The sequence below is a fragment of the Commensalibacter sp. M0133 genome (assembly GCF_016101485.1).
Taxonomy (GTDB): domain Bacteria; phylum Pseudomonadota; class Alphaproteobacteria; order Acetobacterales; family Acetobacteraceae; genus Commensalibacter; species Commensalibacter melissae.
On the sequence record NZ_JACFQI010000002.1, the window covers coordinates 113,223 to 139,019 of the forward strand.

Below are 25,797 nucleotides of genomic sequence, written 5' to 3' on the forward strand. Positions count from 1 at the left end.
ATTTCTTTATTTTTACATAAAATTAATTATTTAAGAAATAATATGATGATCAATTATGGCAAAAATTAAAAATTTTTTACCGTAAATTCATAAAAAAATTTCTTAATAATTTTTGACAGGCATGCTCCCGAACACCTCCTATTATTTCGGGATGATACATCGTTTGCTGGTGTGAAAATATACGCGCCCCATGCTCTATTCCCCCACCTTTTGAATCATATGCTCCAAATACAATTCTTGCGATCCGAGCATGCATTGCAGCAGCGGCACACATAGGACAGGGTTCTAATGTAACGACCAGACTATATCCCATAAGCCGTTTACTCTTGACTTTTAGACAAGCTTTTTTCAAAACGATCATTTCGGCATGCGCCAAAGGATTTTGATGCACCTCTACCTGATTAAAAGCCTGCGCAACAATCTTGTTTTCCGGTGACAAAACAAGCGCTCCAACCGGAATCTCTCCCCGCTGATATGCTTTCCTCGCAAGATGCAGAGCCTGATCCATTCTCCAGTAAGATTGTTTAGAATATAATGATATCATATCTTAAAATTAATACATGTTATAATTCTATAGTAAATTTTGAATATAGAATATGTCATCTAAATCACCAATTCTTTCAATTAGAAGAACTATTTTCATCTTTAGTTAAAAGATACTTTGACAAAAATATCTTTTTCTTATTAAAAACGTCTATCCAATTTATTCTCCCTTAACATTCACCACCTCCATGATTCTTGTATGACAAATTCTTCTTTACCCTTGATTGGCATCACGCTGGATAGTGGTACAATTCCCTTTACAGATAATCACAACATTTGTTCCTATATTCTGGACAGAAACTTAAAAACAAGTGTTCTTGAGGCAGGTGGAATTCCGTTGGGTATTTTTCCAGTCAATCAAAAGAATTTATCAATGATTCTTGACAAAATGGATGGGCTTGTCCTTTATAAAAATAAATTTTCCGACTCTTCAAAAAATCATGAACCCTTTGATCAAAATCTTCTTCAATATGCTTGGGAAAAAAACATTCCCATTCTGGCCATTGCGGGTGGTGCCTGTCACATGACCTTTTTTCTCCAAGGGGAATTATATAAAAATATTCAAACGGAATTGCCTGAAAGCCTTCCTCATATTCAAATAAATTCTCCCTATCAAGGAAGTCACTGCATTCAACTTCAGCCAAAAAGCTGTTTATATTCTTTAACCAAGCGAACAAAATGGATGGTAAATTCTTTTCATCAATCTGGAATAAAATCTGCAGGAAAAGGGATCCCAAGTGCCCTTGCCGAAGATAACACTATCGAAGCAATTGAAGATCCTTCAAGGTTTTTTTTTGTTGGTGTACAATGGCATCCTGAATTTGCTGTTGATTATACTGATCGCAAATTATTTTCAGCACTAATTGCCAAGGCCAGAACCTATGCCCAAAACAGATCCTGATTCTCCCAATCTCTCATTTTCAAAAGGAGAACGCATTGCCAAATGGCTTGCACGTGCAGGTGTGGCATCCAGAAGAGATGCTGAGAAACTGGTTTCGGAAGGTAAAGTCTTTATTAACCAACAGCAAATCACCCAACCCGCCACCTTTGTCTCGAATAATGACAATGTCTATGTTAATGGAAAACTCATTTCTTATCCAGAACATTCTCGTTTGTGGCGATATCACAAACCTGTTGGCCTGATAACCACCCACAAAGACCCAGAGGGACGACCCACTGTTTTCGGTGCACTCCCGCCCAACATGCCGCGTGTTATCAGTGTAGGTAGATTGGATTTAAATAGTGAAGGCCTTCTACTACTCACCAACGATGGCTCCCTGGCAAGGCAGCTGGAACTTCCCTCCAATCACTGGGTGCGTCGGTATCGGGTCCGGGTATTTGGTCATATCGTACAAGCAAAACTGGATCAGCTAAAATATGGCATTACAGTTGAAGGAATACACTATTCCCCAATCATTGCCAAAATCGATTCACAAAAAGGAATGAATGCTTGGCTTACAGTTTCATTACAGGAAGGTCGTAACCGGGAAATCAGACGTGTTATGCAACATTTTGATTTACAAGTTAATCGTCTAATCCGAATTGCCTATGGACCTTTCCAGCTGGGTTCATTACCAAAAAATAGTCTTGATGAGGTTTCAGGAAAAGTCATTAGAGAGCAAACGGGTAAACACATACCTTTATCCAGAAATAAATAGATAGATGCGAATTATTGCCGGTAAATATAAGGGTACACATTTGTACCCCCCTGCTGGTCTGGAAACCCGTCCAACGGCCGATCGTGTAAGACAAACATTATTTGACATGCTTATACATGCAGAATGGGGAGGACAATATTTTTTGCAGGACAGCCTTGTTCTCGATGCTTTTGCCGGAACGGGTGCCTTGGGTATTGAAGCTTTGTCCAGGGGGGCAAGAAAAGGTTTTTTTTGTGAAAAAAATAAATCAACTCGTCAGGTTTTAGAAAAAAACTTGACCCGTTGTCATTGCCATTTGAATAGTGTAATTTACAGTGATTATCAGGCCCTGCCAATAACTGAACACCCCTGCAACCTGGTTTTCTTGGATCCCCCATATCGAAAAAACCTTATACCTTATACACTCCAGACGCTAGAAAATAAAAATTGGCTTTCCACCCGATCCATTATCATTACAGAAATTGCACAAGATGAAAATCTTATGCTAAATGATAATTATCATATGTTAGCTGAACGAAATTTCAAAAATACATGCCTAAAATTTTGGGTAAAAAGAAAATAACCAAGGGTATATTTCAGTTTTATAACCCTATAAAAATAAATAAACCCCTGTAAGGATTTGGATAATTACTGTGCCTAACCAGAATAAAATTGGAAAAAACACGACTTCAAAATTTCAATCTTCATTCAGTAAAAGGCTGATACAGGCAAGCGGCTGGATTCTATGGATATTTGCCTTGTTACTTATGCTGGCATTGATCAGTTACAATCCTTATGACCCTTCATTCAATACCTCGTCAAACCAGCCTCCCAGCAACTTGCTCGGTTATATTGGATCCCATTTGTCAGATATTTTAATTCAATGGGTTGGAATAGCCAGTTTTTTCCCAGTGCTCGTTTTTATTGCATGGGGTTGGCGCATCATACGGTTTCAATATTTAAAAGGAATAATTATCCGTTTTATAGCCATGATTATTGCCATACCAGTCATGGCTGCGCTAATTGTGGCAACCATCCTGCTATTTTCAGGCAACAAAGTTCCTACGCTTGTTATTCCACCTGGATTGGGGGGATCAATTGGTTACGTGATCGCGAGAACATCTTTGATAGCGGCTCAGGATACACTTGGCATTATGGGAAAAATCTTGATCTGGGTTTTAAGCGCCATATTTTGTTTGCTGTTAATCCCTCTAACAATGGGATTGTCAAAACAGGAATGGAAAAAGATCATAGGTTTTTTCAAAAAGATCTTTCAATTTTTCTATTATACTTTACTCAGGAAATCTAAACCTTCCGAACCAGAAACTGATCATTATATCAATAATTCTTATAATGTCCCTCCACGAACCCACAACCATTCGCCTTTTAAATCCAATCCAGATATCCTGAAGGAAGAACAAACCTATACCCCTCCCGCCTATCAGGATTCTGTCAGGGAAACAACCCATGCCATTCAGCCTTATGCAAAAAAACAGAAACCCTCTTCACTGGCACCAGACAACACACCTATTTTCAACCCGGAGGACGATCAGGAAGATGCCCAGAATAATTATCGGCCGGCATCGCAGTCCTTGATAACAAAGCAAGAAACAACAGTATCCACCACAGTTAATAAAAATGAGCAACCTCTGAGAGAATTAACAAAACCCACCGAATCAATAGAATATGGAGATACCCGGCAACCTGACAAACCTTATGAAAAAAGGGAAACTACGCCCATAAAAAATAAAGGTATTTTTTCCCTGCTCCATAAACCTCTTAAGGAACACTTTGTATCTTCCAATAATGCATCTGAATCTCACCCTCCCTCATTTGAAGAACAATCAGGAAACGGTTGGTCTTTTCCTTCCCTTTCCCTGTTAAAACCCAATTTAAATCACGAAAGCAATAAACCTACACCTGAAATGCTTCATGCCAATGCTCGCATGCTGGAAACCATTTTGGATGATTACGGGGTAAAAGGCACTATAGGTAATATTCTACATGGCCCAGTAGTAACTTTATATGAATTGGAACCGGCTCCAGGTATCCGGTCTGCTCGTGTCATTGGCCTGTCCGATGATATCGCCCGCTCTCTTTCCGTTATATCAGTGCGCATTGCCACCGTTCCAGGCAGAAATATCATCGGAATTGAGGTTCCCAACAATATTCGTGAAATTGTATATTTTTCCGAACTGCTTAATACAGAAAACTGGCACAGAAATTCTGCACGTTTATGTCTGGCTTTGGGGAAAAACATTTTTGGTGAGCCAATTTATGCAAATCTTGCAAAAATGCCACATCTATTAATTGCTGGAACTACCGGTTCAGGGAAATCAGTGGGCGTTAATGCCATGATTCTATCCTTATTATATCGCCTGTCTCCTGATGAATGCCGTTTGATCCTAATTGATCCAAAAATGCTAGAGCTTTCTGTATATGAAGGTATTCCCCATCTTTTGACCCCTGTTGTCACCGATCCGCACAAAGCCTTGTCTGCCTTGAAATGGGCGGTAAGGGAGATGGAAAGACGTTATCGTCTTATGTCCCAGCTTGGAGTCAGGAATATTGATGGTTATAACCAGCGCATAACCAATGCAAAAAATCAAAGCAAGGTCATGACAAGACGCATACAAACAGGCTTTGATCCTGAAACTGGTAAACCAACATTTGAGGAACAGCAAATTCCCCTTGAACATTTTCCCTATATCGTTATCGTCATTGATGAAATGGCTGATCTCATGATGGTGGCCGGCAAAGATATCGAAGCTGCCGTTCAACGTCTTGCGCAAATGGCTCGAGCTGCCGGAATACATGTTATCATGGCAACACAGCGTCCTTCCGTTGATGTAATTACCGGGACCATTAAGGCGAATTTCCCCACTCGTATCTCTTTTCAGGTAATCAGCAAATTTGACAGCCGAACTATTCTTGGTGAACAAGGAGCCGAACAATTATTGGGACAGGGAGACATGTTATTCATGCAGGCGGGTGGACGTATTGAACGCATTCATGGTCCCTTTGTTTCTGATGAAGAAGTTGAACGGGTTGTTCAGCATTTACGCACACAGGGTGAGCCGATTTATGTTGAAGATGTTACCGTTGACCCTGTGGAAGATAATAATGGACGTTCAGGCGGCAATAATGATGAATTATATAACCAGGCAATCAATCTTGTTTTAAGGGAGGGAAAGGCTTCCACCTCATTTATTCAACGTCATTTATCCATCGGGTATAATCGAGCAGCCAAAATTATTGAACAAATGGAAAAAGAACGGATTGTCAGTCCTGCCAACCATGTTGGTAAACGTGAAATCCTTATTAAAAGATCAGAATAAGGGGAAGATTCTTTACCTTGCTTCCTTTTAGAATTCTTTATCAAGATAACTATTATATTATCATTGACAAACCTGCTGGAATGCCTGTGTATTCGAGCGATAAAAATGTTTCCATTCCCTCTGTCGAAAATTTTTTTCCCCTGTTATCAAGACGAAAAGAAGGGCCGTGGCTAGTACACCGTTTAGACCAGGATACAGCAGGATGTTTATTAATAGCCCTACGCAAGCAAGCCCTAATCAAGGCCCAAGCCTGTTTTGCGCAACATAAAGTAAATAAAGTCTATTGGGCCATTGTTCAGGGTAGACCGAAAAAATATTCCGGCATCATTACATCCCCCCTTTTAAAAATAACACAAAAGGGCCAATGGAAAATGATACAAGATAATAAGGGTCAGAATGCACTGACAAAATGGAAATTTTTGAAAGGCGATAATACTTGCAGTTTAATTGAACTTAATTTACAAACGGGTAGAACCCATCAGGCCAGAGCCCATTGTTCCATTATGGGACATCCAATTATCGGTGATACAATATATGGTGCCAAGAAATATTCATCCATTCCATTATCACTATTGAGTCGAACCCTAACGCTTCAATTGGAAACAGCCATTTCTGCTACGGCTCAGCCACCACAACATATGCTACATTACATAAATAAATTCAGCATATATAAAAAGTCTTAACCCTCAAGATCAAGACTTTTATATTTAAATTCTATGTCGAGAAAATTTTTTTAATGACATTATCAACACTTTTATGCCAATCCGGTAACCGTATGGCAAAAGTTTTATAAAGCTTGTCCGTATTCAACCTTGAATCCTGCGGTCTTTTTGCAGGAGTTGGCCAATCTTCAGTTTTTATAGAAGTAATGGAAGGCATTTTTTGTCCATAACGCTCTGCCTGTCTCAATGCATATACAGCCAAATCATACCAAGTCGCATCACCCGTTCCAACAGCATGATAAATACCGCTCCAATTCTCCTGCCATTTTTGACCGACAATCTGGTCTGCTATTTTCATAATCGTCCAAGCCAAATCATCAGAACAGGTTGGATTTCCCTTCTGATCCCCTACAACACGAAGCGCTGGATTTTTGGCTCCCGCGTTAATCATAGTACGAACAAAATTTTTTCCGTGCGCCGAATAAACCCAAGCTGTTCTCAATATAATTGCATGAGGATGGGCCTGTAAAATAGCCTTCTCTCCTGCAACCTTACTTGCCCCATATACTGTTTCGGGAGAAATTGGATCCGTTTCAACGTAGGGAGTCCCCTTTTCACCAGAAAATACATAATCCGTTGAAATATGAATCATGGGAATATTATATCCTGCACATAATTCAGCAAAATAGGCAGGCCCATCGCTATTGACCAAATAGGCTTCATCTCGATGATCCTCTGCCGCGTCAACAGCCGTCCATGCTGCAGTATTTACAACAAGGTCAGGTCTATCTTGCTCAAAAACTCCGGATATCGTATTATGTTGTGTAAAATCAAACTGTGGACGGCCGATGAACTTTAAGCGTTTATCATGCAAATTCCGTAAAGATTCTGCCAATTGTCCATTTTTCCCGCCAATTACTAGAATTGTCATCAGTTTATCCTTTTATGAATATGAAAACCAATTCTTTGCTGCTGAAAATGATGGATTTTGCATATCTTTTTCTGATAAAATCGCATCATTTACAGCGATTGGCCATTCAATGTCAATTTCTTTACAATTCCATAAAACAGCACGCTCACTGGCTTTATTATATAAATTTGTACATTTATATTGTACCATAACGTTTTCTGTTAACGTACAAAAACCATGTAAAAATCCTGGTGGTATCCACAATTGAGACCAATTGTCAGCTGATAATTCCGCAGCAACCCATTTCCCATATGTCGGAGAACCCGTTCGCGCATCAATAGCCACATCCCAAATCGAACCTTGCGTACATCTTACCAACTTCCCTTGTTCATAAGGGCCCAACTGACAATGCAAACCCCTCACAACACCTTTCTGAACAGAAAGGCTTTGATTATCCTGCACAAAAGGCAAATCAATCCCGACTTCTTTTAATCGCTGTGCATTATAGGTTTCTGAAAAAAATCCACGATTATCCCGAAAGCGAGGAGGTGTTATCAATAATACTTCTGAAATGGCTAATTTTTCTATTTTCATGACAAATATTTCTTACTTTTAATAATTAATTACTTTTGATTAAAACCTTCGTTTGCAACATCCATCAACATTCTCCCAAGGTCTGTTTTATTCAATTTTTTTGCAATTGTACGTAATTGCTCCGCATTAATAAATCCTCTATGATAGGCCACCTCAGCAGGAGATCCCACCAAAATCCCTTGTCTTGCCTGAATCATTTGCACAAAATTTCCCGCCTGCATCAAACTGGCGGGAATACCGGCATCCAACCAAGCACAACCCCGACCCAGACGCTCTACATGTAAATTGTCATTTTCAAAATAAATTTTATTTAAATCCGTGATTTCATATTCACCACGTGCTGATGGTTTAATTTTTTTTGCATATTCTGTAACCCTTGAATCATAAAAATACAGTCCTGTCACAGCCCAGTTTGAAGGAGGATCTTTCGGTTTCTCTACAATCTGGGTTACCTTGCCATTTTCATCGAATGTCACAACACCATACCGTTCAGGATCACTAACCTGATAACTGAATATCGTTGCACCGGATTTTCGTTGAACCGCCTTTTGCAACAACTGACTTAAATGTGAAGCAAAGATCAAGTTATCCCCCAGCACCAGGGCACAAGGGGAAGCATCCAACCACTCTTCAGCTAAAACAAAGGCTTGTGCAATACCTTCAGGTTTGGGTTGAACACAATAGTCAAACTTCATTCCAATATCAGAACCGTTTCCCAATAATCTTTTGATTTGTGGTATATCATGAGGGGTAGAGATAATCATGATTTCCCGAATACCTGCCAGCATTAATGTTGTCAGCGGATAATAAATCATGGGTTTGTCATATATAGGCAATAGCTGTTTACTGGAAACAGCTGTCAAAGGATATAACCTTGTACCTGATCCACCAGCCAGTAATATACCCTTTATTGATTTTTCATGCTGATTTGTCATTGTTTTATTCCCAACCGTTGTCCAGCATAATGTTTTTGACGAATATTCTTCCACCAATCCTCATGATTCAAATACCATTGAATCGTTTTACGAATTCCTTCTTCAAAATTGTGTTTTGCTTTCCATTTTAATTCGGTTTGGGCATGGACTGGATTTATTTCATATCTAAAATCATGACCTGGACGATCCGTTACAAAATGAATCAACCGCTCGTATTTTCCCTGAGGATCAGGCTTCAGTTCATCAAGAATATGACAAATCGTTTGCACAACCTCCAGATTAGTTCTGGGTTGTTGGGCACCAATTGCATAAGTTTCTCCCGGAATTCCAAGCTCTATAGCTTTTACAAGCGCTTCAGCATGATCTTCAACATACAGCCAGTCTCTTATATTATCTCCCTTACCATAAACTGGTAGAGCCTTGCCTTCCAAGGCATTGATAATCATTAACGGGATTAACTTTTCTGGAAAATGCCAAATGCCATAATTATTTGTTGTGTTTGTCACAAAAGTTGGAAGTCCATATGTATGAAACCAAGCCCTAACCAGATGATCTGAAGCTGCTTTTGAAGCAGAATAAGGACTGCGCGGATCATAGGGAGTTTGTTCTGTAAATGGGGGATCTCCAGACTGTAAAGCACCAAAAACTTCATCTGTTGAAATGTGATGGAAACGGAATTTTCTTTGTCTATCTACTGACATTGCTCTCCAATATTCATAAGCAGCCTGTAATAAACAATATGTTCCATGAATATTGGTCCGAATAAACACTTCTGGCCCATCAATCGAACGATCTACATGAGATTCTGCAGCCAGGTGCATTACTGCATCAGGCTTGAATTGATTAAATATTTTTTTTAATGAAATAAAATCAGTAATATCAGTTTTGCAAAAAGAATACCGGCTATTTCCGGCTATTTCTGCCACATTATCAAGAGAAGCCGAATACGTTAGGATATCGATATTAACCACTTCATGCTGCGTATTTTTTATAAGATGTCGAATCACAGCTGAACCAATAAAACCACATCCTCCAGTGACTAAAATCAACATTATTAATGTACCTTAAATAATTTTTTTGTATTTTATATTATAAATTTATTGAATATCTTCAAAATATCTTAAAAATTTATAATAATTAAATCAAACCAATTTGCAATTTATGATATAAATACCCATATTTTTTGACTATATAAAGTATATCATTGCTTATGTCTAACAATAATTTTAGTTTCATAGACCATCCTGATTCTATTGGTGATACGACACGTTTCTGGTTTATTCGTCATGCAATTGTTAATGAAAAGGATCGTTCTTATCTTTATGGTACTAAAGATGTTCCAATCTGTCCTACACATTTAAAAAAACAACAAACATACTATCAGTTTCTGGCCAAGAAATTACCCAAGACACAACTTTGGTTCATTACCAGCCTGTCCCGTACAAGAGATACGGCCTTACAAATTCAAAAGGCGGGTTATGGATCTGAGAATTTACAAATCGAAAATGCTTTTCTGGAACAGAATCTTGGAGCCTGGCAGGGTCTATCACATGTTACAGTTGAAAAACACCGAAAATTTTCTGCGCATCCTTTTTGGCCCTTCTCAGCCGAAGAAACTCCACCCAAAGGTGAAAACATGAATGATGTCCATCAAAGAGTCAGTTGCAAAATGGAGGAATTTAGCAGAATATACACAAATAAAGATATTATTGTCATATCTCATGGCGGGGCTATTCGGGCTGCCCTTGCCTATGCTTCAAAAATCCCGGTTAATTCAGCATTATCCTTTGCCATTTATAACCTTTCCATTACTCTGATAGAAAAAACACGTGAACATTGGCATATTATTACGGTAAATGATATGATTTAGCCTTTTATTTTTCTAAAAAAAATTACTATATATTTTAACTTAAAAAAAAATTGCTAAGGCATTATCTCTTTAATGCCCTGAAAAACTGAAAATAACAAAATCTGTTTACTTGAAACTATGGAATAAAGAGTGCCAAAGAATAAAATCCCTTCCTATAGAGGCAGTTTAAGGCGGTCAGGATATAACGTATTAAAATTATTAAGCGGAAAGATCATCAATGTTCCTCTTGGTTTAGCCCAAATTTATTTAACAACCCGACTCATTGGTGATAAAGGATACGGTTTTCTGGTTCTTATATACGCTTTTGGCCAGCTTGTGGGCGATGTGGCAGAATTTCAATCATGGCAGACTGTCTTGCATTACGGTCTTAAACCCTATCAAAATAAAGATCTTCCCCTTTTTCAACGAGTGTTGCGATTTTCTTTTTTACTTGATGCATGCAGTGCTACCTTTGCCTTGGTCGTCAGTGTTCTGATTGCCATAAATTTCAGCAATATTTTGGGGTGGCCACCTGAATGGCATTATCTGGGTATCATTTTCAGTTTTTCTGTTTTATTTACGACAAGTGCAACAGCCAATGGCGTTTTATTATTATTGAACCGTTATGATTTACTGGCCATTCAAGGGACAACAACAACAACAGTTCGGTTCTTGGGCATCTCTTTTCTTACCCTTATTCATGGTGGTATGTTGGGAGCAGTTATTGTCTGGACTTTTGCCACTTTCATGAATTTCATTACTATTTTGGTCACCGCTTTGTACCAACTTTACAAACAAGGTTTTTTAAAAGGATTTTTCAATCGTATTAATGATGGGCTTACCAAAGATTTACCCGGGATATGGAAATTTGCCTGGAATACCAATATAAACATGACTTTTTCCCTTGTTTCCGCCCATATAACCGCTCAAATTATTGGAAGTATGCTTGGTACTGTTCAAAATGCACGCTATTCGATTGCCAATAAAATTTCAGAAGCGATTGCAAAACCTGTCATTATGCTACAATCTACATTATATCCGGAAATGACCCGCTCATGGCAAGGCAGCAAACCATCGCACCTTTATAAAATGGCCTTGCAAATCACTCTTTTAACCGGCGGTATCATTTCCGTTATTTTTCTCATTCTACCTTATATTGCACCATATATCATTTCATTATTACTTCATAAATCCACCACACCTGAAACCCTTCATTTACTATATTGGTTGGCTGGTGCAAAAGCAGTTATCCTATGGGGGATTTCTTTGGAACCCATTTTAATCACAACAGGAAATACCAAAGGGGCATCCATTTCTCGTGGAATAAACAGTTTCATTTATATACCAATGTTGATTATTTTTATTCAAAAATGGGGGATACAGGGGATTGGACCAGCCACCCTAATTTCATCTGTATTACTGGTTATTTCCCAAATCCTTTTTGTTATAAAATATAAAAAGAAAACTATAACACAATAATAAATTCTGCATTATTATGAATAATATTCTTATTAAATATTATAATATTGTTTAATGCTCATTAATTTTTTTATTATTTAAATAACCAAAATTCTAAAACATGAATTTTAAGCTCATAATATGGGGCTTTTAACTTAAAAATACATATTTCTCAAAATTATATTTGATAAATAAAAATTTCTGTATCAAGAAAATGGTGGGCGCACAAGGGTTCGAACCTTGGGCCCGCTGATTAAGAGTCAGCTGCTCTACCAACTGAGCTATGCGCCCCACACAGAACTTTTATCAAGAAGCGATCAAAAATACAAGATGAATTCAGTAATTAGACTGAACTTTCCTTATAAAATTTAAAAATTAAATTCTCCGCTTTTCCCACCCTTTTTAGAAACAAGATGAATGTTATGCATGACCATTCTTTTATCTACCGCTTTAAGCATATCATAAACGGTTAACAATCCTACAGAAACCCCTGTCAACGCTTCCATTTCAACTCCTGTTTTGCCCTCTGTATCAACAGTAACCCGCATATGCACAATATGTTTGCTTTCTTCCAATTCAAATTCCACTTTTAGATGATTTAGCGATAATGGATGACATAAAGGGATCAAATTTGAAGTCTGTTTGCTGCCCTGTATGGCGGCAATTCTTGCTATACCTAGTATGTCACCCTTATGACTGTTTCCTTTTTTCAAAAGTTCAAAAGCTTCCTGAGACATCTGGATTGCCCCCCCAGCTATGGCAGTTCTTTTCGAGATTTTCTTATCTGCGACATCAACCATGTGAGCTTGCCCAGACTCATCAAAATGCGTCAATTTACTCATGATATTCTTCCTATATTAATCTTTAAACTCATTCTAGCAGATGCTATATATATAATATGATAAAAATCCGTTATTTTGGTTTTCTTAAAGATATTTTACAAATTGAAGAGGAAGAAATTACCTGGGACAACGGTAATTCACAAGATTTACTTAATTTTTTAAGAAGCCGCAATGCCTCTTGGTCGGACGCCTTGGCAGAAGAAAACATTTTCCGCCTGGCCATTAATCAACGCATTATCTATCAACCCACTCCCCTTCATCCTGATGATGAAGTTGCCATTCTACCTCCTGTTACAGGAGGTTGAATTGTTCTCTGTCAAAATACAGACCCAACCTTTTTCACAAGAGGAATTCCGAAAAAAGATTCACATTTTCAATTGTGGTGCAATTGTCAGCTTTACCGGTATCGTCAGGGGGTTTGATGAAAAAGAACCGCTTGATTATCTTTATCTTGAACATTTTCCGTCTGTAACTGAACAAGAAATTGAACGAATAATTCATTTGGCAAAAAAACGATGGGATATACAGGGTTGTCAGGTTATACACCGCGTGGGGAATTTACGGGTAGGAGAAGAAATCGTTTTGGTTCTGACAGCGGCCAGTCATAGAAAGGCTGCATTTGAATCTGCTGAATTCATAATGGATTATTTAAAATCAGAAGCTCCATTCTGGAAAAAAGAATTTTTTAGAAACGGACAGTCAAGATGGGTCAGGGCTAAATCATACGATTTAAAAGAAAAAGAACGATGGTCCAGTCATGAATGATAAAAATATTGCCGCCTTTATTCTGGCAGGTGGGGAAGGTCGGCGTGTAGGATGTCAAAACAAAGGATTACTTTCTCTTAATAGTCATCCCCTTGTCAATCATGTTATCCAACGTATTCAACCGCATGTTCAAAACATTTTGATAAGCGCAAACAATCATATTGAAACTTATCAATCTTTTGGTTTTCCAGTCTACCAGGATCTCCCCCAATGGAAAGGAAAAGGTCCCCTGGCTGGCATTGTCAGTCTTTATTCCTTTATTCCCGCTCATACAGATTACATATTGGTTGTTCCCTGCGACACTCCCTTTTTACCCGCAAATCTAGTTTCCTCACTTTATCACGCATTGATATCAAATCCAGACTTGCTAATTGCGTACGCAGCGACACCAAAACAGATTCATCCAAGTATCTTCTTATGCAAACCCTGTACGAATGACTATCTTGCCAATCATTTAAATCATCAGCATTATAGCCTTAAATCATGGATATCTGCACACCCAAATATAAAAGTGAATTTTCATGATGAACATGAATTTACCAATATTAACGACCTTGACACATTAACCCGTTATCAACAAGACAGGCACCATGCTAAAAAACTATGATGAGGCCCTTGAAGAACTTCTGCAAAGAACCTCTATTAAACAACCCATAGAAGATTATCCCCTTTTAAAGGCAAATCATCTAGTTCTTGCTGAAAATATTTATGTTCAATATGACACACCTTTTTTCAGCAATAGTGCCATGGATGGCTATGCTCTGGGTGGTGACCCTTGTCAATGTTCTGAATGGCAAATTACAAACCGGATTGCAGCAGGAGATTCCCTTTCCAATGTCACCCTTCAAACTGGTGAAGCCGCACGAATTTTTACCGGAGCTCCAATTCCCCCCGGAACCAGCGCTGTAATCCAGCAAGAAAATACAAAAATTGAAAACAACACCCTAACTCTTACCTCGCAGATCAAAAAAGAACAAAATATACGCTATCAAGGGGAAGAACTAAAAAAAGGTGATATACTGCTTACACAAGGCCATAGGCTTACGCCCGCAAGTGTTGCCTTACTGGCAAGTCAAGGCTATCAAAATGTCAAAATATATAAACCTTTAACCATTTGGGTTTATTCCACAGGAAATGAATTGATCAACCCAGGTCAGCCTCTATCTTCTGGCAAGATTTTTGATGCAAACCGTTATCTTTTGCTAACCTGGCTTCAAAAAACCAGACATCATGTCATTGATGCAGGCATTCTTCCCGATAATCGGGATAAAACTGAAATCGCATTAAAAAAAGCCGGTAAAGAAGCAGACATCATTATCTCATCTGGTGGAGTTTCGGTTGGTGAAGAGGATCACGTTCATGCCGCCTTACAACAGCTTGGCCAACTCATTTTCTGGAAACTTGCCATTAAACCCGGCAAACCTTTTGCCTGGGGACAAATCAATAGCAAAATATTCTTTATGTTACCCGGTAATCCTGTCAGCACCCTCGTCACCTTTCAACAACTTGTTATTCCCGCTTTACGACATCTTGCCGGCGAAACATTACAGAATTGCCTGCCAAAAACTATTCTTGCTCAAGCCCAATTTGAAAAAAGGAAAACCCAAGCAAGACGGGAGTTTTTACGGGTGCGGGTTGATTATTCTCAATCACCTGCTCATGTTAGTCTTTTAAATAATCAGGGTTCTGCCATGTTGGCAACATTTTCCCAGGCAAATGGATTGGCAGAAATTCCGGAAAATACCCCTGTTCATAAAGGAGACTTTATAAAAATTTATCCACTTGACTATTCTCTTTAGACTTTATTGATAGGAAAATATAAAATGACAGCAATAAAAATTGGTTTGGTTTCTGTCAGTGATAGAGCCAGTCAGGGTATATATGAAGATAAAGGTTTACCTGCCTTGAAAAATTGGCTGGATAAAGCGGTTCTTAACGAAAAACAATATATTGAGCATTTAATTCCTGATGAACAGGATCTGATTGAAAAAACATTAATCGATCTGGTCGATCATCAAAATTGTCCCCTTGTTTTAACCACGGGCGGTACAGGCCCTTATATCCGAGATGTGACACCTGATGCAACTCTGGCCATCGCAGATAAAGTTATGCCCGGTTTTGGTGAGCAAATGCGTCAAGTCAGTTTATATTTCGTGCCAACCGCCATTCTGTCACGACAAGTGGGCGTAATCCGTAAAAAAAGCCTGATACTAAACCTGCCCGGACGTCCGAATGCCATTCGTGAAACGTTGGAAGGGGTAAAAGATCAAGATGGCAAGGTTCTTATACATGGAGTATTTGCCGCGGTTCCAATGTGTATCGATGTAATTGGTGGACCCAGGATTGAAACAGATGAAAAAGTCGTAAAAGCTTTTTTACCTAAAAAATAGGACTGTCAACCTATCCTCCTGTCTTTGACATAATACGCATAATTTTATTGGGCTGTTTTAAAAAATCATGTTCTTTTGGCTTTAGTTCTATCGCTTCTTGAATGGCCTGATCCAGTTCTTTATCACTACAATGATTTTTTAATAACGGCCTTAACGCAAAGCTGTTATCCTGTCCCAAACACATATAAAGGGTTCCATCAACCGACAATCTAACCCGATTGCATGTCGCACAAAAATGCTGTGATAACGGTGTAATTAATCCAAGACATACATTACCTGTTGCTGTTTCCCAGTAACGCGCCGGACCATTTCCTATTATCTTCATCGTTGAACGCAAATCGTAATGTTTCCTTAATCCTTGTATAATGGGTTGTAGCGAGACAGTTGTCATATTTTGCCCGGTTTTTCCCATTGGCATGACTTCAATCAAACACAGAATAAACCCGTGTTCAATACAAAATTCGAGCATTCGTTCAATTTCTGCCATATTCTTATCTGGCAATACAACCATGTTAATCTTTATTTTATGAAAACCCAGTTGTTTTGCTGTTCGCAGACCCTCCATAACCTGCTCTAGACAATCCAGACCTGTAATATCCTCTATATTTTTACGATTCAAGGAGTCAAGACTTATGTTCAAACGATCTAAGCCTGCCTCAAACAATGATTTGGCATGGTATGTCAGCAAGGTTCCATTCGTTGTAATGGATAAATCCTCCACCTCATCAATTTTTTTAATTCGATGCACCAGATCTGTCAGGTTTTTGCGAACCAACGGTTCACCACCAGTCAAGCGAAAACGTTTTGTACCTAATCTTACAAACGCACGAACAACACGCATTAATTCATCAAAAGTGAGCCAATGGTCTGGAGTTTCAAAATCATTAAATCCTTTCGGAATACAATAAGAACATCTTAAATTACAGCGATCCGTAACAGAAATTCTTAAATAATCAATTGTTCTACCAAATTTATCAATCAGCATCAGAAACTCGGCCACGTCATAATTGCAATAAAGACTTTGTAGTTATGAATTTTATATATGTGTTTAAAAATCAAAAAAAAAACATAAATATTTCTAAAAAATCATTATAGATAAAATACAATCAAACTATTATTTATTAATTCATCTAATAATTACTATTTTTTCCCAAATGTAAGATATCCTCACCAAAACACTCTACATCCTCATCATCGTGCGATATAACCATCATCAAGCATTGTAACCGTTGTTGAATATCCCTTATTTCATACCGCAATTTGCGTCGCAAGCGACTATCGAGCATTGAAAACGGTTCATCTAGTAACAACAAATCGGGTTGCGCAACCAATGCCCTGGCCAATGCAACCCGCTGTTGTTGCCCCCCCGACAATTGATATGGATAATATTCAGCATAGTTCAGAATTTCCAAGCGATTCATCCAGTCCTTAACAATTGCAAAATCCTGACTGACACGGGGATTAAATATTCCCTTGACAAGTGAGAAGGAAATATTCTGTTTGACTGTTAAATGCGGAAAAAGACTATAACCTTGGAAAAGATAAGCAAGTTTTCTCTCCTGGGGGGCCAGATTGATTTTACATTTCTGATCAAAAAAGATTTTATTATTAATTTTTATCAACCCGCAATCTGGTGAATTTAATCCCGCTATTATTTTAAGCAATGTTGTTTTTCCAGATCCAGATGGGCCAAATATCACCACTGAACGATTTTGAGAATAAAAATCAACATTGAGCTGAAACATATGATGATGATTTTTTATTATTTTTTTGAGATTTATTTGAAATATCATGATCAATAAATTGAATTATGCGTAACATTCAGCCGTTTAGCCATAAATAAAACAAAAATGCAAACAGCGGATAAAATCAAGACGGATATATTTGCAACATGATCCTTTCCCGCTTCAACGGCTTCATAGATTGCCAAAGATAGGGTTTGTGTTTTTCCGGGAATATTTCCGGCAATCATCAGGGTTGCACCAAATTCTCCCAAAGCTCTGGCAAATGCCAGTAATAAACCTGCCATAATACCACGCCAAGCCAAAGGTAGGGTTATACGGAAAAAAATCGCCATATCAGAAATAGTCAATACCCGTGCAGCCTGTTCATAACAAGGATTGATTGATTCAAAGGCACTTCTTGCGGGTTTGAATATCAAAGGAAAAGTCACGACAATAGCGGCTAAAACAGCCCCCTGCCACGTAAATATAAGACTAAGATGAAAATATTTTCCCAATATTTGTCCTATCCAACCATGCTGTCCAAACAATACTAACAAATAGTATCCCAATACAGTCGGCGGCATAACCATTGGCAATGTAAAGACAATATCTAAAAATTCCTTACCATAAAAACGATATCGAGCAATAAAATATCCTGCAGGTATTGCCAGAAACATATTGATCGCGACTGCGAAAACGGCAATTTTCAAGGATAGAAAGAGAGCCGTCCAGGTAAAATTTATTCCCATGAACAATTACCGAACAGCAAAACCGTATTGTCTAAAAATTCTCTGACCTTTAACTGAAAATAACAGGTCCATGAACGCCTTAGCCTGATTTGGGTTTTGAGTATTTTTAACCAAGGCAACTGGGTACTGAACAGGTTTTGGCAAAGGAACCCGATAAAGTATTTTAACTTTATCTGAAAAAAGTTTTGCATCACTTTCATAAACAAAACCAACATCCACTTCATTACGGGCAACATAATCCAGAACCTGACGGACATTTTGCGCAGGAATGAATTTATCTTGTAATTTTTGCCATAAACCTGCAGCCTGCAATGCATGTTTTGTATAACGACCCGCTGGAACAGTTACAACTTGTCCCAACGCGATCCACTTAATCAAGGGTTTATCTAAATCTGCCAGCTCCCGTATCTGTAACTTGCTATGAATAAAAGTCACAAGAACCAAATGATTATTAATAAAATCCTGTCTTGATCCAGGAAAAATCAATCCTTTTTGCTCCGCCATATCCATTGTGCTTTCATCGGCACATGCAAAAAGATCAACCGGGGCACCCTGTGCTATTTGATTTAACAGACTGCCCGAAGAACCAAAATTAAATAAAATTTTATCCTGAGGGTGCGATGTTTCATAAATTTTAGCTATATCTTTAAAAGCATCGCTTAAACTAGCCGCCGCAGAAACAACAATCTCTTTTGCCTGAACGGAATGAAAAAATCCAAAACAAGCCAGAACAACAGCCAATAGTTTAAGCAATCTTAATTCCAGTATTTTGGGATTTTTCATCAGTTCACATCTTCACGTTTATGAACGTGGTCTTACCAACTGCCAGCGTCGAGTTACATAACTGACCATGGCAAAGCCACTAAATACATGAACCAAACGAGTAAATGGGAAAATAGCAAATACCGTCATTCCCATAAAAAGATGGAATTTGAAGATTGGTGACGCATTCATGATATAGGCCACGGCATCACCTTGAAAGGTAATTGTATGCTGCACCCATGTCATAAGTTGAACCATTTCATGACCGTCCGTATGCTGAGCCGAAACAAAAATTGTTGATAAACCAAGTAACAAAGTCAATAATAACCAGACCAACAACAATTTATCACGCCAGGTACTATTTGCCAATATACGGGCTGAAACAAACCTTCTGTGAATAAGGATCAAAATCCCAACCAAACAGATACTACCCATGATGCCGCCAGCCATCATGGCGAAAATCTGTTTTGCTGAATGGGTAACTCCCAGTGTATCCCAAACCCAGATGGGTGTTAAAAGACCGAAAAGATGCCCAAAAAACAGACCTAAAATACCAATATGAAAACAGATATTTCCAAATCTTAATTGTCCACGATATAAAATCTGGCTGGAATCACTTTTCCATGAATATTGTTCACGTTCAAAACGTACTAAGCATCCAACAACAAAAATTGTTAATACGATATACGGATAAATTCCAAAAATAAATTTATCGAGATAATGCATGACTTGCCCCTTTATTTTCATTGTCTACAGAACAGAGATTACAGGCATTCGTTTGTAAAAGAGGTTCAACTCCCTCAATATTTGGGCCAAATTTCTCCATTGCCTCTTCCATATCTTTAACTGGAGAAACTTTTAAAGGTTGAGGTTGAACAGAAGAATAATTGACAAGTAAAGTGAAAATACCCGCATAGACAGACTGACTTTCCCGCAATTTTGATCCGATGTGATCAATCACGTCAATTGATGCCGCCAGTAAATCTTTTGCTTCATCTTCATTACAGACAGATAAAAACTCTAAAAATAAAGGCAAATAATCTGGTAATTCATCGATTACTGAAATATCATAACCATTTGCCTTATATTCTGACATGAGATTGACTAGGGCTTGCCCCCTTAGACGGTCCTCACCGTGAATATGCTCAAATAAATGCAATGAACATGATGGATTACGATCGAAAAGTGAAACATACTCTTCTTGCAAATCAATCAAATCTTTTTCTTGCAAATGTTCCAATAAGGGAGAAAGCAAGCTCCATTCAATCTCAAGCGTTTTTAAACGTCCCAAAATTGAAGGGAGTGCATCAACCAATTCTTGCTCTGGATAACATAATAAAACTGAAAGTATCTTAAAAATTTCCATCAGCTATTGCTTTCTTTTGCCTTGTTCTGTTCACGATCCTCTACAGCGTCGTGAAAGATAATTGGAGAAACCTTTTTGCCAAAAAGACTTGCCTTATTCACCCCGTCAGAGCATCCATTCCCGAAAGTAAATCCACAGGAAGCCTTATCCTGGAATGCGTTTTCAACCATTTCCTTGTGAGATGATGGAATGACAAAACGATCTTCATAATTCGCAATCGCCATAATCTGATACATTTCTTCAATCTGGACTTCAGTCAAAGCCGTATCTTTCAAGACAGAACGATCAGGACGTTGATCAACAGACTTGCTACGCATATAACGACGCATCGCGATCATGTTTTCCAAGGCGTTAATAATGGGTTCTTCTTTCCCCGCCGTAAGCAAATTAGCCAAATAGCGAATTGGAATACGTAAATCCTTAATACCAGGAATAATTCCATTCTTGCCAATCATGCCATTCGCTACTGCAGACTGAATAGGCGATAAAGGTGGAATATACCAAACCATTGGTAAGGTGCGGTATTCTGGATGCAGGGGGAAAGCAACTTTCCATTCTACTGCCATTTTATAGACCGGTGAATTTCTTGCCGCATCCAACCAGCTTTGGGGTAAACCCTGTTTAAGAGCTTCCGCAATAATTGCCGGATCATTGGGATCTAAAAAAACATCCAGTTGGGATTCATACAAATCCTGGGTATCTTCCGTAGATGCAGCCTCTTTAATTTTATCTGCATCATAAAGTAAAACACCCAGGTAACGAATACGTCCTACACATGTTTCGGAACAAACGGTTGGCTGTCCACCTTCAATACGTGGATAACAGAATATACATTTTTCTGCTTTACCAGAAACCCAGTTAAAATATATCTTTTTGTAGGGACAGCCCGAGACACACATCCTCCAGCCGCGACATTTATCCTGATCTATCAGGACAATACCGTCATCCTCACGTTTATAAATTGAACCTGAAGGACAACTTGCAACACAGGCTGGATTTAAACAATGCTCGCACAATCTTGGTAAATACATAAGAAATGTATTTTCAAAAGTTGACAGCATATCCTTTTGAATACCATCAAAAAGCTTGTCTTTTGCACGCTTTGAAAATTCTCCACCAAGATCATCCTCCCAGTTTGGTCCCCAATTTATTTTTTCCATTTTTTGTCCGGTTAGGACCGAAACTGGTCGGGCAACAGGGGGAGTTTTTACATCCGGAGAATTTTGCAAACGCTCATAATCATATGTAAAGGGTTCATAATAATCATCAATTTGCGGAAGATTGGGATTGGCAAATATATTTGCCATAATATGTAACTTGCCACCCTGACGGGGACGCAACTTGCCACCTTTTAAAACCCATCCACCATTATATTTATCCTGGTTTTCCCATTCCTTGGGATATCCAACCCCTGGTTTTGATTCAACGTTATTGAACCATGCATATTCAACACCATCTCGACTGGTCCATACATTTTTACATGTCACGGAACAAGTATGGCATCCTATGCATTTATCCAGATTCAACACCATGCCAATTTGAGCTCTAATTTTCATTGGTAATCTCTTATGCCTCAACTTTTGGGTAATTAACGCTAACAGTCTCTTCAAGCCAATCGACATGCTTCATTTTACGGACAACAACAAATTCATCACGATTTGAACCAACTGTTCCATAATAGTTAAAACCATAGGAATATTGCGCATAACCGCCAATCATATGTGTCGGTTTTAAGACTGTTCTTGTTACCGAATTATGAATGCCGCCGCGTTTTTTTGAAACTTCTGCACCGGGAACATTGATGATCTTTTCCTGAGCATGATACATCAAGGTCATTCCTTCTGGAACGCGCTGACTTACAATTGCTCTGGCCGTTAAAGTTCCATTTAGATTGAAAACCTCAATCCAGTCATTATCAACGATACCAGCCTTTTGTGCATCAATTTCGGAAAGCCAGACATGTGGCCCGCCACGGGATAATGTCAACATCCGTAAATTATCGGAGTAAGTACTGTGAATGCCCCACTTTTGATGTGGTGTGATAAAATTCAGGACTATTTCTGGATTTCCGTTACCATGCTGTCCCAAAACCTTTTGAGTTGTTTTCAAGTCAACCGCTGGACGATAGACACACAACATTTCACCAAATGCACGCATCCATTGATGATCCTGATAAAACTGCTGTCGACCGGTCAGGGTTCTCCAAGGAATCAGTTCATGAACATTTGTATAACCAGCATTGTAACTTACCGTTTCACTTTCCAGGCCTGACCAGGTTGGGGAAGATATAATCTTACGTGGCTGAACCTGTATATCACGAAAACGAATGGAATCATGTTCACGAGGGGTGGCCAAATACGTATGGTCAATACCTGTTACTTTTGATAATGCCCCCCATGCCTTGACAGCGATATGCCCATTTGTTTCAGGAGCAAGATTCAGGATCATTTCAGCCGCATCAATAGCAGTATCAAGTCTCGGCTGTCCCTTTGCAATACCCTGACCAACAACCTTGTTTAAATTACGTAATTGATCAACCTCATGCTTGGTATCCCAACTTATACCTTTACCACCATTACCAAGTTTTTCAAGTAAAGGACCAATTGATGTAAACTGTTCATAAATTGCTCCATAATTTCGCTCGATAACTTTCATGGCTGGCATTGTTTTACCAGGAATAGGATCACATTCACCCTTTTTCCAGTCTTTAACGTCAAAAGGCTGCCCCAACTCTTGTGGAGTGTCATGCATTAAGGGTGTCAATACAAGATCTTTTTGATTTCCAAGATATCCTGCGGCGAGTTCAGAAAATTTTCCAGCCAGTCCTTTAAAAATTTCCCAATCACTTTTACTTTGCCATAAAGGTTGTACAGCCTCGCTTAAAGGATGAATAAAGGGATGCATATCCGATGTATTCAAGTCATTTTTCTCGTACCAGGTGGCCGTCGGAAGAATTACATCTGCATATAAACAAGTCGTTGACATACGGAAATCCAAGACGACCAGAAGATCCAGTTTACCCTCTGCGGCTTCTCTTACCTTGATTTCCTTCGGTTTAATACAATTTTGCTCTTCACTTAAAACTGCATTCTGAGTACCCAAAAGATATTTAAGGAAATATTCATGTCCCTTACCTGAAGAACCAAGAATATTGGAACGCCATACAAACATGTTGCGTGGAAAGTTCACTGGATTATCAGGGTCATTACAAGACATGTCAATTGCACCTGATTTCAATCCTTCAACCGCATAGTCAATGGGATCTTTATTTTGAGCAATTGCATTTTGTGTCAACGTCAACGGATTCATTGACAATTGCGGTGCAGAAGGTAACCATCCCATCCGTTCAGCCTTGGCATTACAATCAATCAGCGCCATACCTTCAAATTCACTCAGGCTATTTTGTGAGGCAACTTCATTGATAGCCAGCTTTTCATGACGCCATTGACTTGTATGATTGTAAAAGAAGGATGTTCCGTTCATCTGACGAGATGGACGATTCCAATCCAATCCAAATGCCAATGGAGCCCAACCGGTTTGTGGCCTCAGTTTTTCCTGACCAACATAATGGCACCAGCCACCTCCACTTTGACCTATACATCCACAAAGCATTAACATGTTGATAATGCCACGATAGGACATATCCATATGATACCAGTGGTTTAATCCGGCGCCCACGATGACCATGCTTTTACCATGAGTTTTATCGGCATTTTGGGCAAATTCACGAGCAACCTGAATAACCAATTCAGGTTTTACACCAGTATGTTTTTCCTGCCATTTAGGAGTATAGGGAACATCATCCATATAATCTCTAGCGCCATCACCTAGACCACGGTCAATACTGTAATTGGCAGCCATTAAATCAAAAACTGTAGTAACCTTTACCTGATTGCCATCAGCCAAGGTAATGGTTTTAACCGGAACCTTTCGGAGCATTTGTTCATTTTTGCTTTCTCCAGCAAAATAATTGAACACAACCTCCGCAACATTATCATGCTTACCCAGCAGACTAAGTTGGGCCTTAACAGTCTGTCCTTTGCTATCCTGTTCTTTAAGATTCCATTGACCTGTTTCACCCCAGCGAAAACCAATTGATCCTTTGGGGGTTACAATCTGTCCTGTCAATTCATCAATAACAAGCGTTTTCCATTCAGGATTGTTTTTTTCATCAAGCTGATCTGCCAAATGACTGGCACGCAAGAAATATCCGGGAACCAGTTGGCCATTCTTTTCATCAAGCATAACCAGCATTGGCATATCTGTATATTGACGGCAATATGACGTAAAATATTCAGAGGGACGGTCCAGATGAAATTCTTTGAAGATTACGTGCCCCATCGCCATGGACAAGGCAGCATCCGTACCTTGTTTGGGAGAGAGCCATATATCACTGAATTTTACCATTTCACCATAATCTGATGAAACAGCGACCGTTTTTGTACCTTTATAACGAACTTCGGCATAAAAATGAGCGTCTGGCGTGCGAGTCATGGGGATATTTGATCCCCACACTAGTAAATAGGTTGAATTATACCAATCGGCTGATTCCGGAACATCGGTTTGCTCGCCCCATACTTGTGGGCTTGCTGGTGGCAGATCGCAATACCAATCATAAAAAGATAGCGGAACACCCCCAATAAGAGAAAGATAACGGGATCCGGAAGCGTAGCTGACCATCGACATAGCCGGAATAGGAGAAAATCCGATAATACGGTCGGGACCATATTTTTTGATGGTAAAGTTATTTGCCGCGGCAACAAGCTCGTTGACTTCCCGCCAGGTTGATCGGACAAAACCGCCCAATCCACGTCTTTTCTTGTAAGAACTGGCCAATTCTGGTGTTTGACTGATATATTCCCAGGCGGATATCGGATCCATCTTCTGACGTGCATCACGCCATAATCTAGCCAGCTGTCCACGCAGCATTGGATATTTAACACGTTGGGCAGAATAAACATACCAGCTGTAAGATGCCCCGCGAGGACATCCCCTGGGTTCATGATTGGGTAGATCCGCACGAGTTCTCGGATAATTTGTCTGTTGGGTTTCCCAGGTAATCAATCCACTTTTAACATAGATTTTCCAACTGCAGGATCCAGTACAATTCACACCGTGAGTTGATCTTACGATTTTATCCTGTTGCCAACGTTGTCTATACGCGTCTTCCCATTTTCTGTCCTCGTTAACAACAGCGCCATGCCCGTCAGCAAAACTGCTTTTCGTTTTTTTAAAAAAGTTTAAACGATCTAATATATGGCTCATAATCAATT

Annotated in this window: 26 protein-coding genes and 1 tRNA gene; 12 read left to right on the top strand and 15 right to left on the bottom strand. The window is 39.0% G+C overall.

Annotated elements, in window-relative coordinates; translation table 11 throughout:
- Positions 1-76: 76 nt before the first annotated feature.
- On the bottom strand, positions 77-508 hold the full coding sequence (locus tag H3T46_RS05420; RefSeq protein WP_198185047.1) for a nucleoside deaminase: 432 nt from the start codon (positions 506-508) through the stop codon (positions 77-79).
- A gap of 234 nt (positions 509-742) precedes the next feature.
- Here H3T46_RS05420 and H3T46_RS05425 point away from each other — a divergent pair, with 234 nt between their 5' ends.
- The 5 genes from H3T46_RS05425 to H3T46_RS05445 all read left to right on the top strand — a co-directional run bounded on the left by H3T46_RS05425 (position 743) and on the right by H3T46_RS05445 (position 6,201).
- Entirely contained in the window at positions 743-1,444 is a 702-nt protein-coding gene (locus H3T46_RS05425; protein WP_198197776.1) for a gamma-glutamyl-gamma-aminobutyrate hydrolase family protein, read from the top strand.
- A complete protein-coding gene (locus H3T46_RS05430) occupies positions 1,425-2,201 on the top strand; it encodes a pseudouridine synthase (protein WP_198197778.1) in 777 nt (258 codons plus the stop codon). The genes H3T46_RS05425 and H3T46_RS05430 overlap by 20 nt, the downstream gene beginning before the upstream one ends.
- A gap of 4 nt (positions 2,202-2,205) precedes the next feature.
- The gene (gene rsmD / locus H3T46_RS05435; RefSeq protein ID WP_110439128.1) at positions 2,206-2,763 is read left to right on the top strand and encodes a 16S rRNA (guanine(966)-N(2))-methyltransferase RsmD; all 558 of its coding nucleotides are present in this window, start codon (positions 2,206-2,208) and stop codon (positions 2,761-2,763) included.
- Between the two features lie 70 nt (positions 2,764-2,833).
- Positions 2,834-5,518 (top strand): DNA translocase FtsK 4TM domain-containing protein, encoded by a 2,685-nt coding sequence (locus H3T46_RS05440; protein WP_347401014.1) that lies wholly within the window; start codon positions 2,834-2,836, stop codon positions 5,516-5,518.
- Positions 5,519-5,535: 17 nt separating this feature from the next.
- The gene (locus H3T46_RS05445) at positions 5,536-6,201 is read left to right on the top strand and encodes an RluA family pseudouridine synthase (protein ID WP_230873474.1); all 666 of its coding nucleotides are present in this window, start codon (positions 5,536-5,538) and stop codon (positions 6,199-6,201) included.
- 31 nt (positions 6,202-6,232) lie between these two features.
- Here the strand turns inward: H3T46_RS05445 and rfbD are convergent, their stop codons facing one another.
- Genes rfbD through rfbB form a run of 4 tightly spaced genes read right to left on the bottom strand, consistent with a single transcriptional unit; the run spans position 6,233 to position 9,671 of the window.
- Positions 6,233-7,111: a dTDP-4-dehydrorhamnose reductase gene (rfbD, locus tag H3T46_RS05450; protein ID WP_155580986.1), complete on the bottom strand. Its 879-nt coding sequence runs from the start codon at positions 7,109-7,111 to the stop codon at positions 6,233-6,235.
- 12 nt (positions 7,112-7,123) lie between these two features.
- Complete coding sequence (gene rfbC / locus H3T46_RS05455; protein WP_198197780.1) at positions 7,124-7,684, bottom strand: dTDP-4-dehydrorhamnose 3,5-epimerase; 561 nt, start codon at positions 7,682-7,684, stop codon at positions 7,124-7,126.
- Between the two features lie 29 nt (positions 7,685-7,713).
- Complete coding sequence (rfbA, locus tag H3T46_RS05460) at positions 7,714-8,619, bottom strand: glucose-1-phosphate thymidylyltransferase RfbA (protein WP_155580988.1); 906 nt, start codon at positions 8,617-8,619, stop codon at positions 7,714-7,716.
- On the bottom strand, positions 8,616-9,671 hold the full coding sequence (gene rfbB, locus H3T46_RS05465) for a dTDP-glucose 4,6-dehydratase (protein ID WP_155568600.1): 1,056 nt from the start codon (positions 9,669-9,671) through the stop codon (positions 8,616-8,618). Before rfbB ends, rfbA begins: the two co-directional genes overlap by 4 nt.
- Positions 9,672-9,829: 158 nt before the next feature.
- Here rfbB and H3T46_RS05470 point away from each other — a divergent pair, with 158 nt between their 5' ends.
- On the top strand, positions 9,830-10,489 hold the full coding sequence (locus H3T46_RS05470; protein ID WP_122124140.1) for a histidine phosphatase family protein: 660 nt from the start codon (positions 9,830-9,832) through the stop codon (positions 10,487-10,489).
- Between the two features lie 129 nt (positions 10,490-10,618).
- Positions 10,619-11,947 (top strand): oligosaccharide flippase family protein, encoded by a 1,329-nt coding sequence (locus tag H3T46_RS05475; protein ID WP_198197782.1) that lies wholly within the window; start codon positions 10,619-10,621, stop codon positions 11,945-11,947.
- Between the two features lie 194 nt (positions 11,948-12,141).
- Here the strand turns inward: H3T46_RS05475 and H3T46_RS05480 are convergent.
- Positions 12,142-12,217 (bottom strand) — tRNA-Lys (locus tag H3T46_RS05480).
- A 77-nt stretch (positions 12,218-12,294) separates the two neighbouring features.
- A complete protein-coding gene (gene moaC / locus H3T46_RS05485) occupies positions 12,295-12,768 on the bottom strand; it encodes a cyclic pyranopterin monophosphate synthase MoaC (protein ID WP_198197784.1) in 474 nt (157 codons plus the stop codon).
- Between the two features lie 56 nt (positions 12,769-12,824).
- Here moaC and H3T46_RS05490 point away from each other — a divergent pair, with 56 nt between their 5' ends.
- The 5 genes from H3T46_RS05490 to mog are packed head-to-tail and all read left to right on the top strand — an operon-like array spanning position 12,825 to position 15,923.
- Positions 12,825-13,073, top strand: coding sequence for a MoaD/ThiS family protein (locus H3T46_RS05490; RefSeq protein WP_110439136.1), 249 nt, complete (start codon positions 12,825-12,827; stop codon positions 13,071-13,073).
- Between the two features lies 1 nt (position 13,074).
- Positions 13,075-13,533, top strand: coding sequence for a molybdenum cofactor biosynthesis protein MoaE (locus tag H3T46_RS05495; protein ID WP_155566063.1), 459 nt, complete (start codon positions 13,075-13,077; stop codon positions 13,531-13,533).
- Complete coding sequence (gene mobA / locus H3T46_RS05500; RefSeq protein WP_198197786.1) at positions 13,526-14,140, top strand: molybdenum cofactor guanylyltransferase MobA; 615 nt, start codon at positions 13,526-13,528, stop codon at positions 14,138-14,140. The genes H3T46_RS05495 and mobA overlap by 8 nt, the downstream gene beginning before the upstream one ends.
- A complete protein-coding gene (gene glp / locus H3T46_RS05505) occupies positions 14,124-15,332 on the top strand; it encodes a gephyrin-like molybdotransferase Glp (protein WP_198197788.1) in 1,209 nt (402 codons plus the stop codon). The genes mobA and glp overlap by 17 nt, the downstream gene beginning before the upstream one ends.
- 24 nt (positions 15,333-15,356) lie before the next feature.
- Positions 15,357-15,923 carry a molybdopterin adenylyltransferase gene (gene mog / locus H3T46_RS05510; protein ID WP_198197791.1) on the top strand — a complete coding sequence of 189 codons (567 nt, stop codon included), beginning with the start codon at positions 15,357-15,359 and terminating at the stop codon, positions 15,921-15,923.
- A gap of 10 nt (positions 15,924-15,933) precedes the next feature.
- On the opposite strand, the gene moaA is transcribed toward mog, so the two are convergent.
- The 8 genes from moaA to H3T46_RS05550 all read right to left on the bottom strand — a co-directional run bounded on the left by moaA (position 15,934) and on the right by H3T46_RS05550 (position 25,789).
- Positions 15,934-16,923 (bottom strand): GTP 3',8-cyclase MoaA, encoded by a 990-nt coding sequence (moaA, locus tag H3T46_RS05515; RefSeq protein ID WP_347401015.1) that lies wholly within the window; start codon positions 16,921-16,923, stop codon positions 15,934-15,936.
- A gap of 130 nt (positions 16,924-17,053) precedes the next feature.
- Positions 17,054-17,668 carry an ABC transporter ATP-binding protein gene (locus H3T46_RS05520; RefSeq protein WP_232350013.1) on the bottom strand — a complete coding sequence of 205 codons (615 nt, stop codon included), beginning with the start codon at positions 17,666-17,668 and terminating at the stop codon, positions 17,054-17,056.
- A gap of 50 nt (positions 17,669-17,718) precedes the next feature.
- Complete coding sequence (modB, locus tag H3T46_RS05525) at positions 17,719-18,396, bottom strand: molybdate ABC transporter permease subunit (RefSeq protein ID WP_198197795.1); 678 nt, start codon at positions 18,394-18,396, stop codon at positions 17,719-17,721.
- Between the two features lie 6 nt (positions 18,397-18,402).
- A complete protein-coding gene (modA, locus tag H3T46_RS05530) occupies positions 18,403-19,179 on the bottom strand; it encodes a molybdate ABC transporter substrate-binding protein (RefSeq protein WP_198197797.1) in 777 nt (258 codons plus the stop codon).
- Between the two features lie 18 nt (positions 19,180-19,197).
- Positions 19,198-19,884 carry a respiratory nitrate reductase subunit gamma gene (narI, locus tag H3T46_RS05535; protein ID WP_110439144.1) on the bottom strand — a complete coding sequence of 229 codons (687 nt, stop codon included), beginning with the start codon at positions 19,882-19,884 and terminating at the stop codon, positions 19,198-19,200.
- Complete coding sequence (gene narJ, locus H3T46_RS05540) at positions 19,868-20,524, bottom strand: nitrate reductase molybdenum cofactor assembly chaperone (protein WP_198197800.1); 657 nt, start codon at positions 20,522-20,524, stop codon at positions 19,868-19,870. The genes narI and narJ overlap by 17 nt, the downstream gene beginning before the upstream one ends.
- Positions 20,524-22,080 carry a nitrate reductase subunit beta gene (gene narH, locus H3T46_RS05545; protein ID WP_198197802.1) on the bottom strand — a complete coding sequence of 519 codons (1,557 nt, stop codon included), beginning with the start codon at positions 22,078-22,080 and terminating at the stop codon, positions 20,524-20,526. Before narH ends, narJ begins: the two co-directional genes overlap by 1 nt.
- Before the next feature lie 10 nt (positions 22,081-22,090).
- The gene (locus H3T46_RS05550) at positions 22,091-25,789 is read right to left on the bottom strand and encodes a nitrate reductase subunit alpha (RefSeq protein ID WP_155566073.1); all 3,699 of its coding nucleotides are present in this window, start codon (positions 25,787-25,789) and stop codon (positions 22,091-22,093) included.
- Positions 25,790-25,797: the final 8 nt, after the last annotated feature.

Excerpts from the sequence above, each read along its gene's own strand:
- H3T46_RS05420 (WP_198185047.1), bottom strand. The coding sequence starts at position 508 with ATGGATCAGGCTCTGCATCTTGCGAGGAAAGCATATCAGCGGGGAGAG.
- H3T46_RS05425 (WP_198197776.1), top strand. The coding sequence starts at position 743 with ATGACAAATTCTTCTTTACCCTTGATTGGCATCACGCTGGATAGTGGT.
- H3T46_RS05430 (WP_198197778.1), top strand. The coding sequence starts at position 1,425 with ATGCCCAAAACAGATCCTGATTCTCCCAATCTCTCATTTTCAAAAGGA.
- rsmD (WP_110439128.1), top strand. The coding sequence starts at position 2,206 with ATGCGAATTATTGCCGGTAAATATAAGGGTACACATTTGTACCCCCCT.
- rfbD (WP_155580986.1), bottom strand. The coding sequence starts at position 7,111 with ATGACAATTCTAGTAATTGGCGGGAAAAATGGACAATTGGCAGAATCT.
- rfbC (WP_198197780.1), bottom strand. The coding sequence starts at position 7,684 with ATGAAAATAGAAAAATTAGCCATTTCAGAAGTATTATTGATAACACCT.
- rfbA (WP_155580988.1), bottom strand. The coding sequence starts at position 8,619 with ATGACAAATCAGCATGAAAAATCAATAAAGGGTATATTACTGGCTGGT.
- rfbB (WP_155568600.1), bottom strand. The coding sequence starts at position 9,671 with ATGTTGATTTTAGTCACTGGAGGATGTGGTTTTATTGGTTCAGCTGTG.
- H3T46_RS05470 (WP_122124140.1), top strand. The coding sequence starts at position 9,830 with ATGTCTAACAATAATTTTAGTTTCATAGACCATCCTGATTCTATTGGT.
- moaC (WP_198197784.1), bottom strand. The coding sequence starts at position 12,768 with ATGAGTAAATTGACGCATTTTGATGAGTCTGGGCAAGCTCACATGGTT.
- H3T46_RS05490 (WP_110439136.1), top strand. The coding sequence starts at position 12,825 with ATGATAAAAATCCGTTATTTTGGTTTTCTTAAAGATATTTTACAAATT.
- mobA (WP_198197786.1), top strand. The coding sequence starts at position 13,526 with ATGAATGATAAAAATATTGCCGCCTTTATTCTGGCAGGTGGGGAAGGT.
- glp (WP_198197788.1), top strand. The coding sequence starts at position 14,124 with ATGCTAAAAAACTATGATGAGGCCCTTGAAGAACTTCTGCAAAGAACC.
- mog (WP_198197791.1), top strand. The coding sequence starts at position 15,357 with ATGACAGCAATAAAAATTGGTTTGGTTTCTGTCAGTGATAGAGCCAGT.
- H3T46_RS05520 (WP_232350013.1), bottom strand. The coding sequence starts at position 17,668 with ATGTTTCAGCTCAATGTTGATTTTTATTCTCAAAATCGTTCAGTGGTG.
- modB (WP_198197795.1), bottom strand. The coding sequence starts at position 18,396 with ATGGGAATAAATTTTACCTGGACGGCTCTCTTTCTATCCTTGAAAATT.
- modA (WP_198197797.1), bottom strand. The coding sequence starts at position 19,179 with ATGAAAAATCCCAAAATACTGGAATTAAGATTGCTTAAACTATTGGCT.
- narI (WP_110439144.1), bottom strand. The coding sequence starts at position 19,884 with ATGCATTATCTCGATAAATTTATTTTTGGAATTTATCCGTATATCGTA.
- narJ (WP_198197800.1), bottom strand. The coding sequence starts at position 20,524 with ATGGAAATTTTTAAGATACTTTCAGTTTTATTATGTTATCCAGAGCAA.
- narH (WP_198197802.1), bottom strand. The coding sequence starts at position 22,080 with ATGAAAATTAGAGCTCAAATTGGCATGGTGTTGAATCTGGATAAATGC.
- H3T46_RS05550 (WP_155566073.1), bottom strand. The coding sequence starts at position 25,789 with ATGAGCCATATATTAGATCGTTTAAACTTTTTTAAAAAAACGAAAAGC.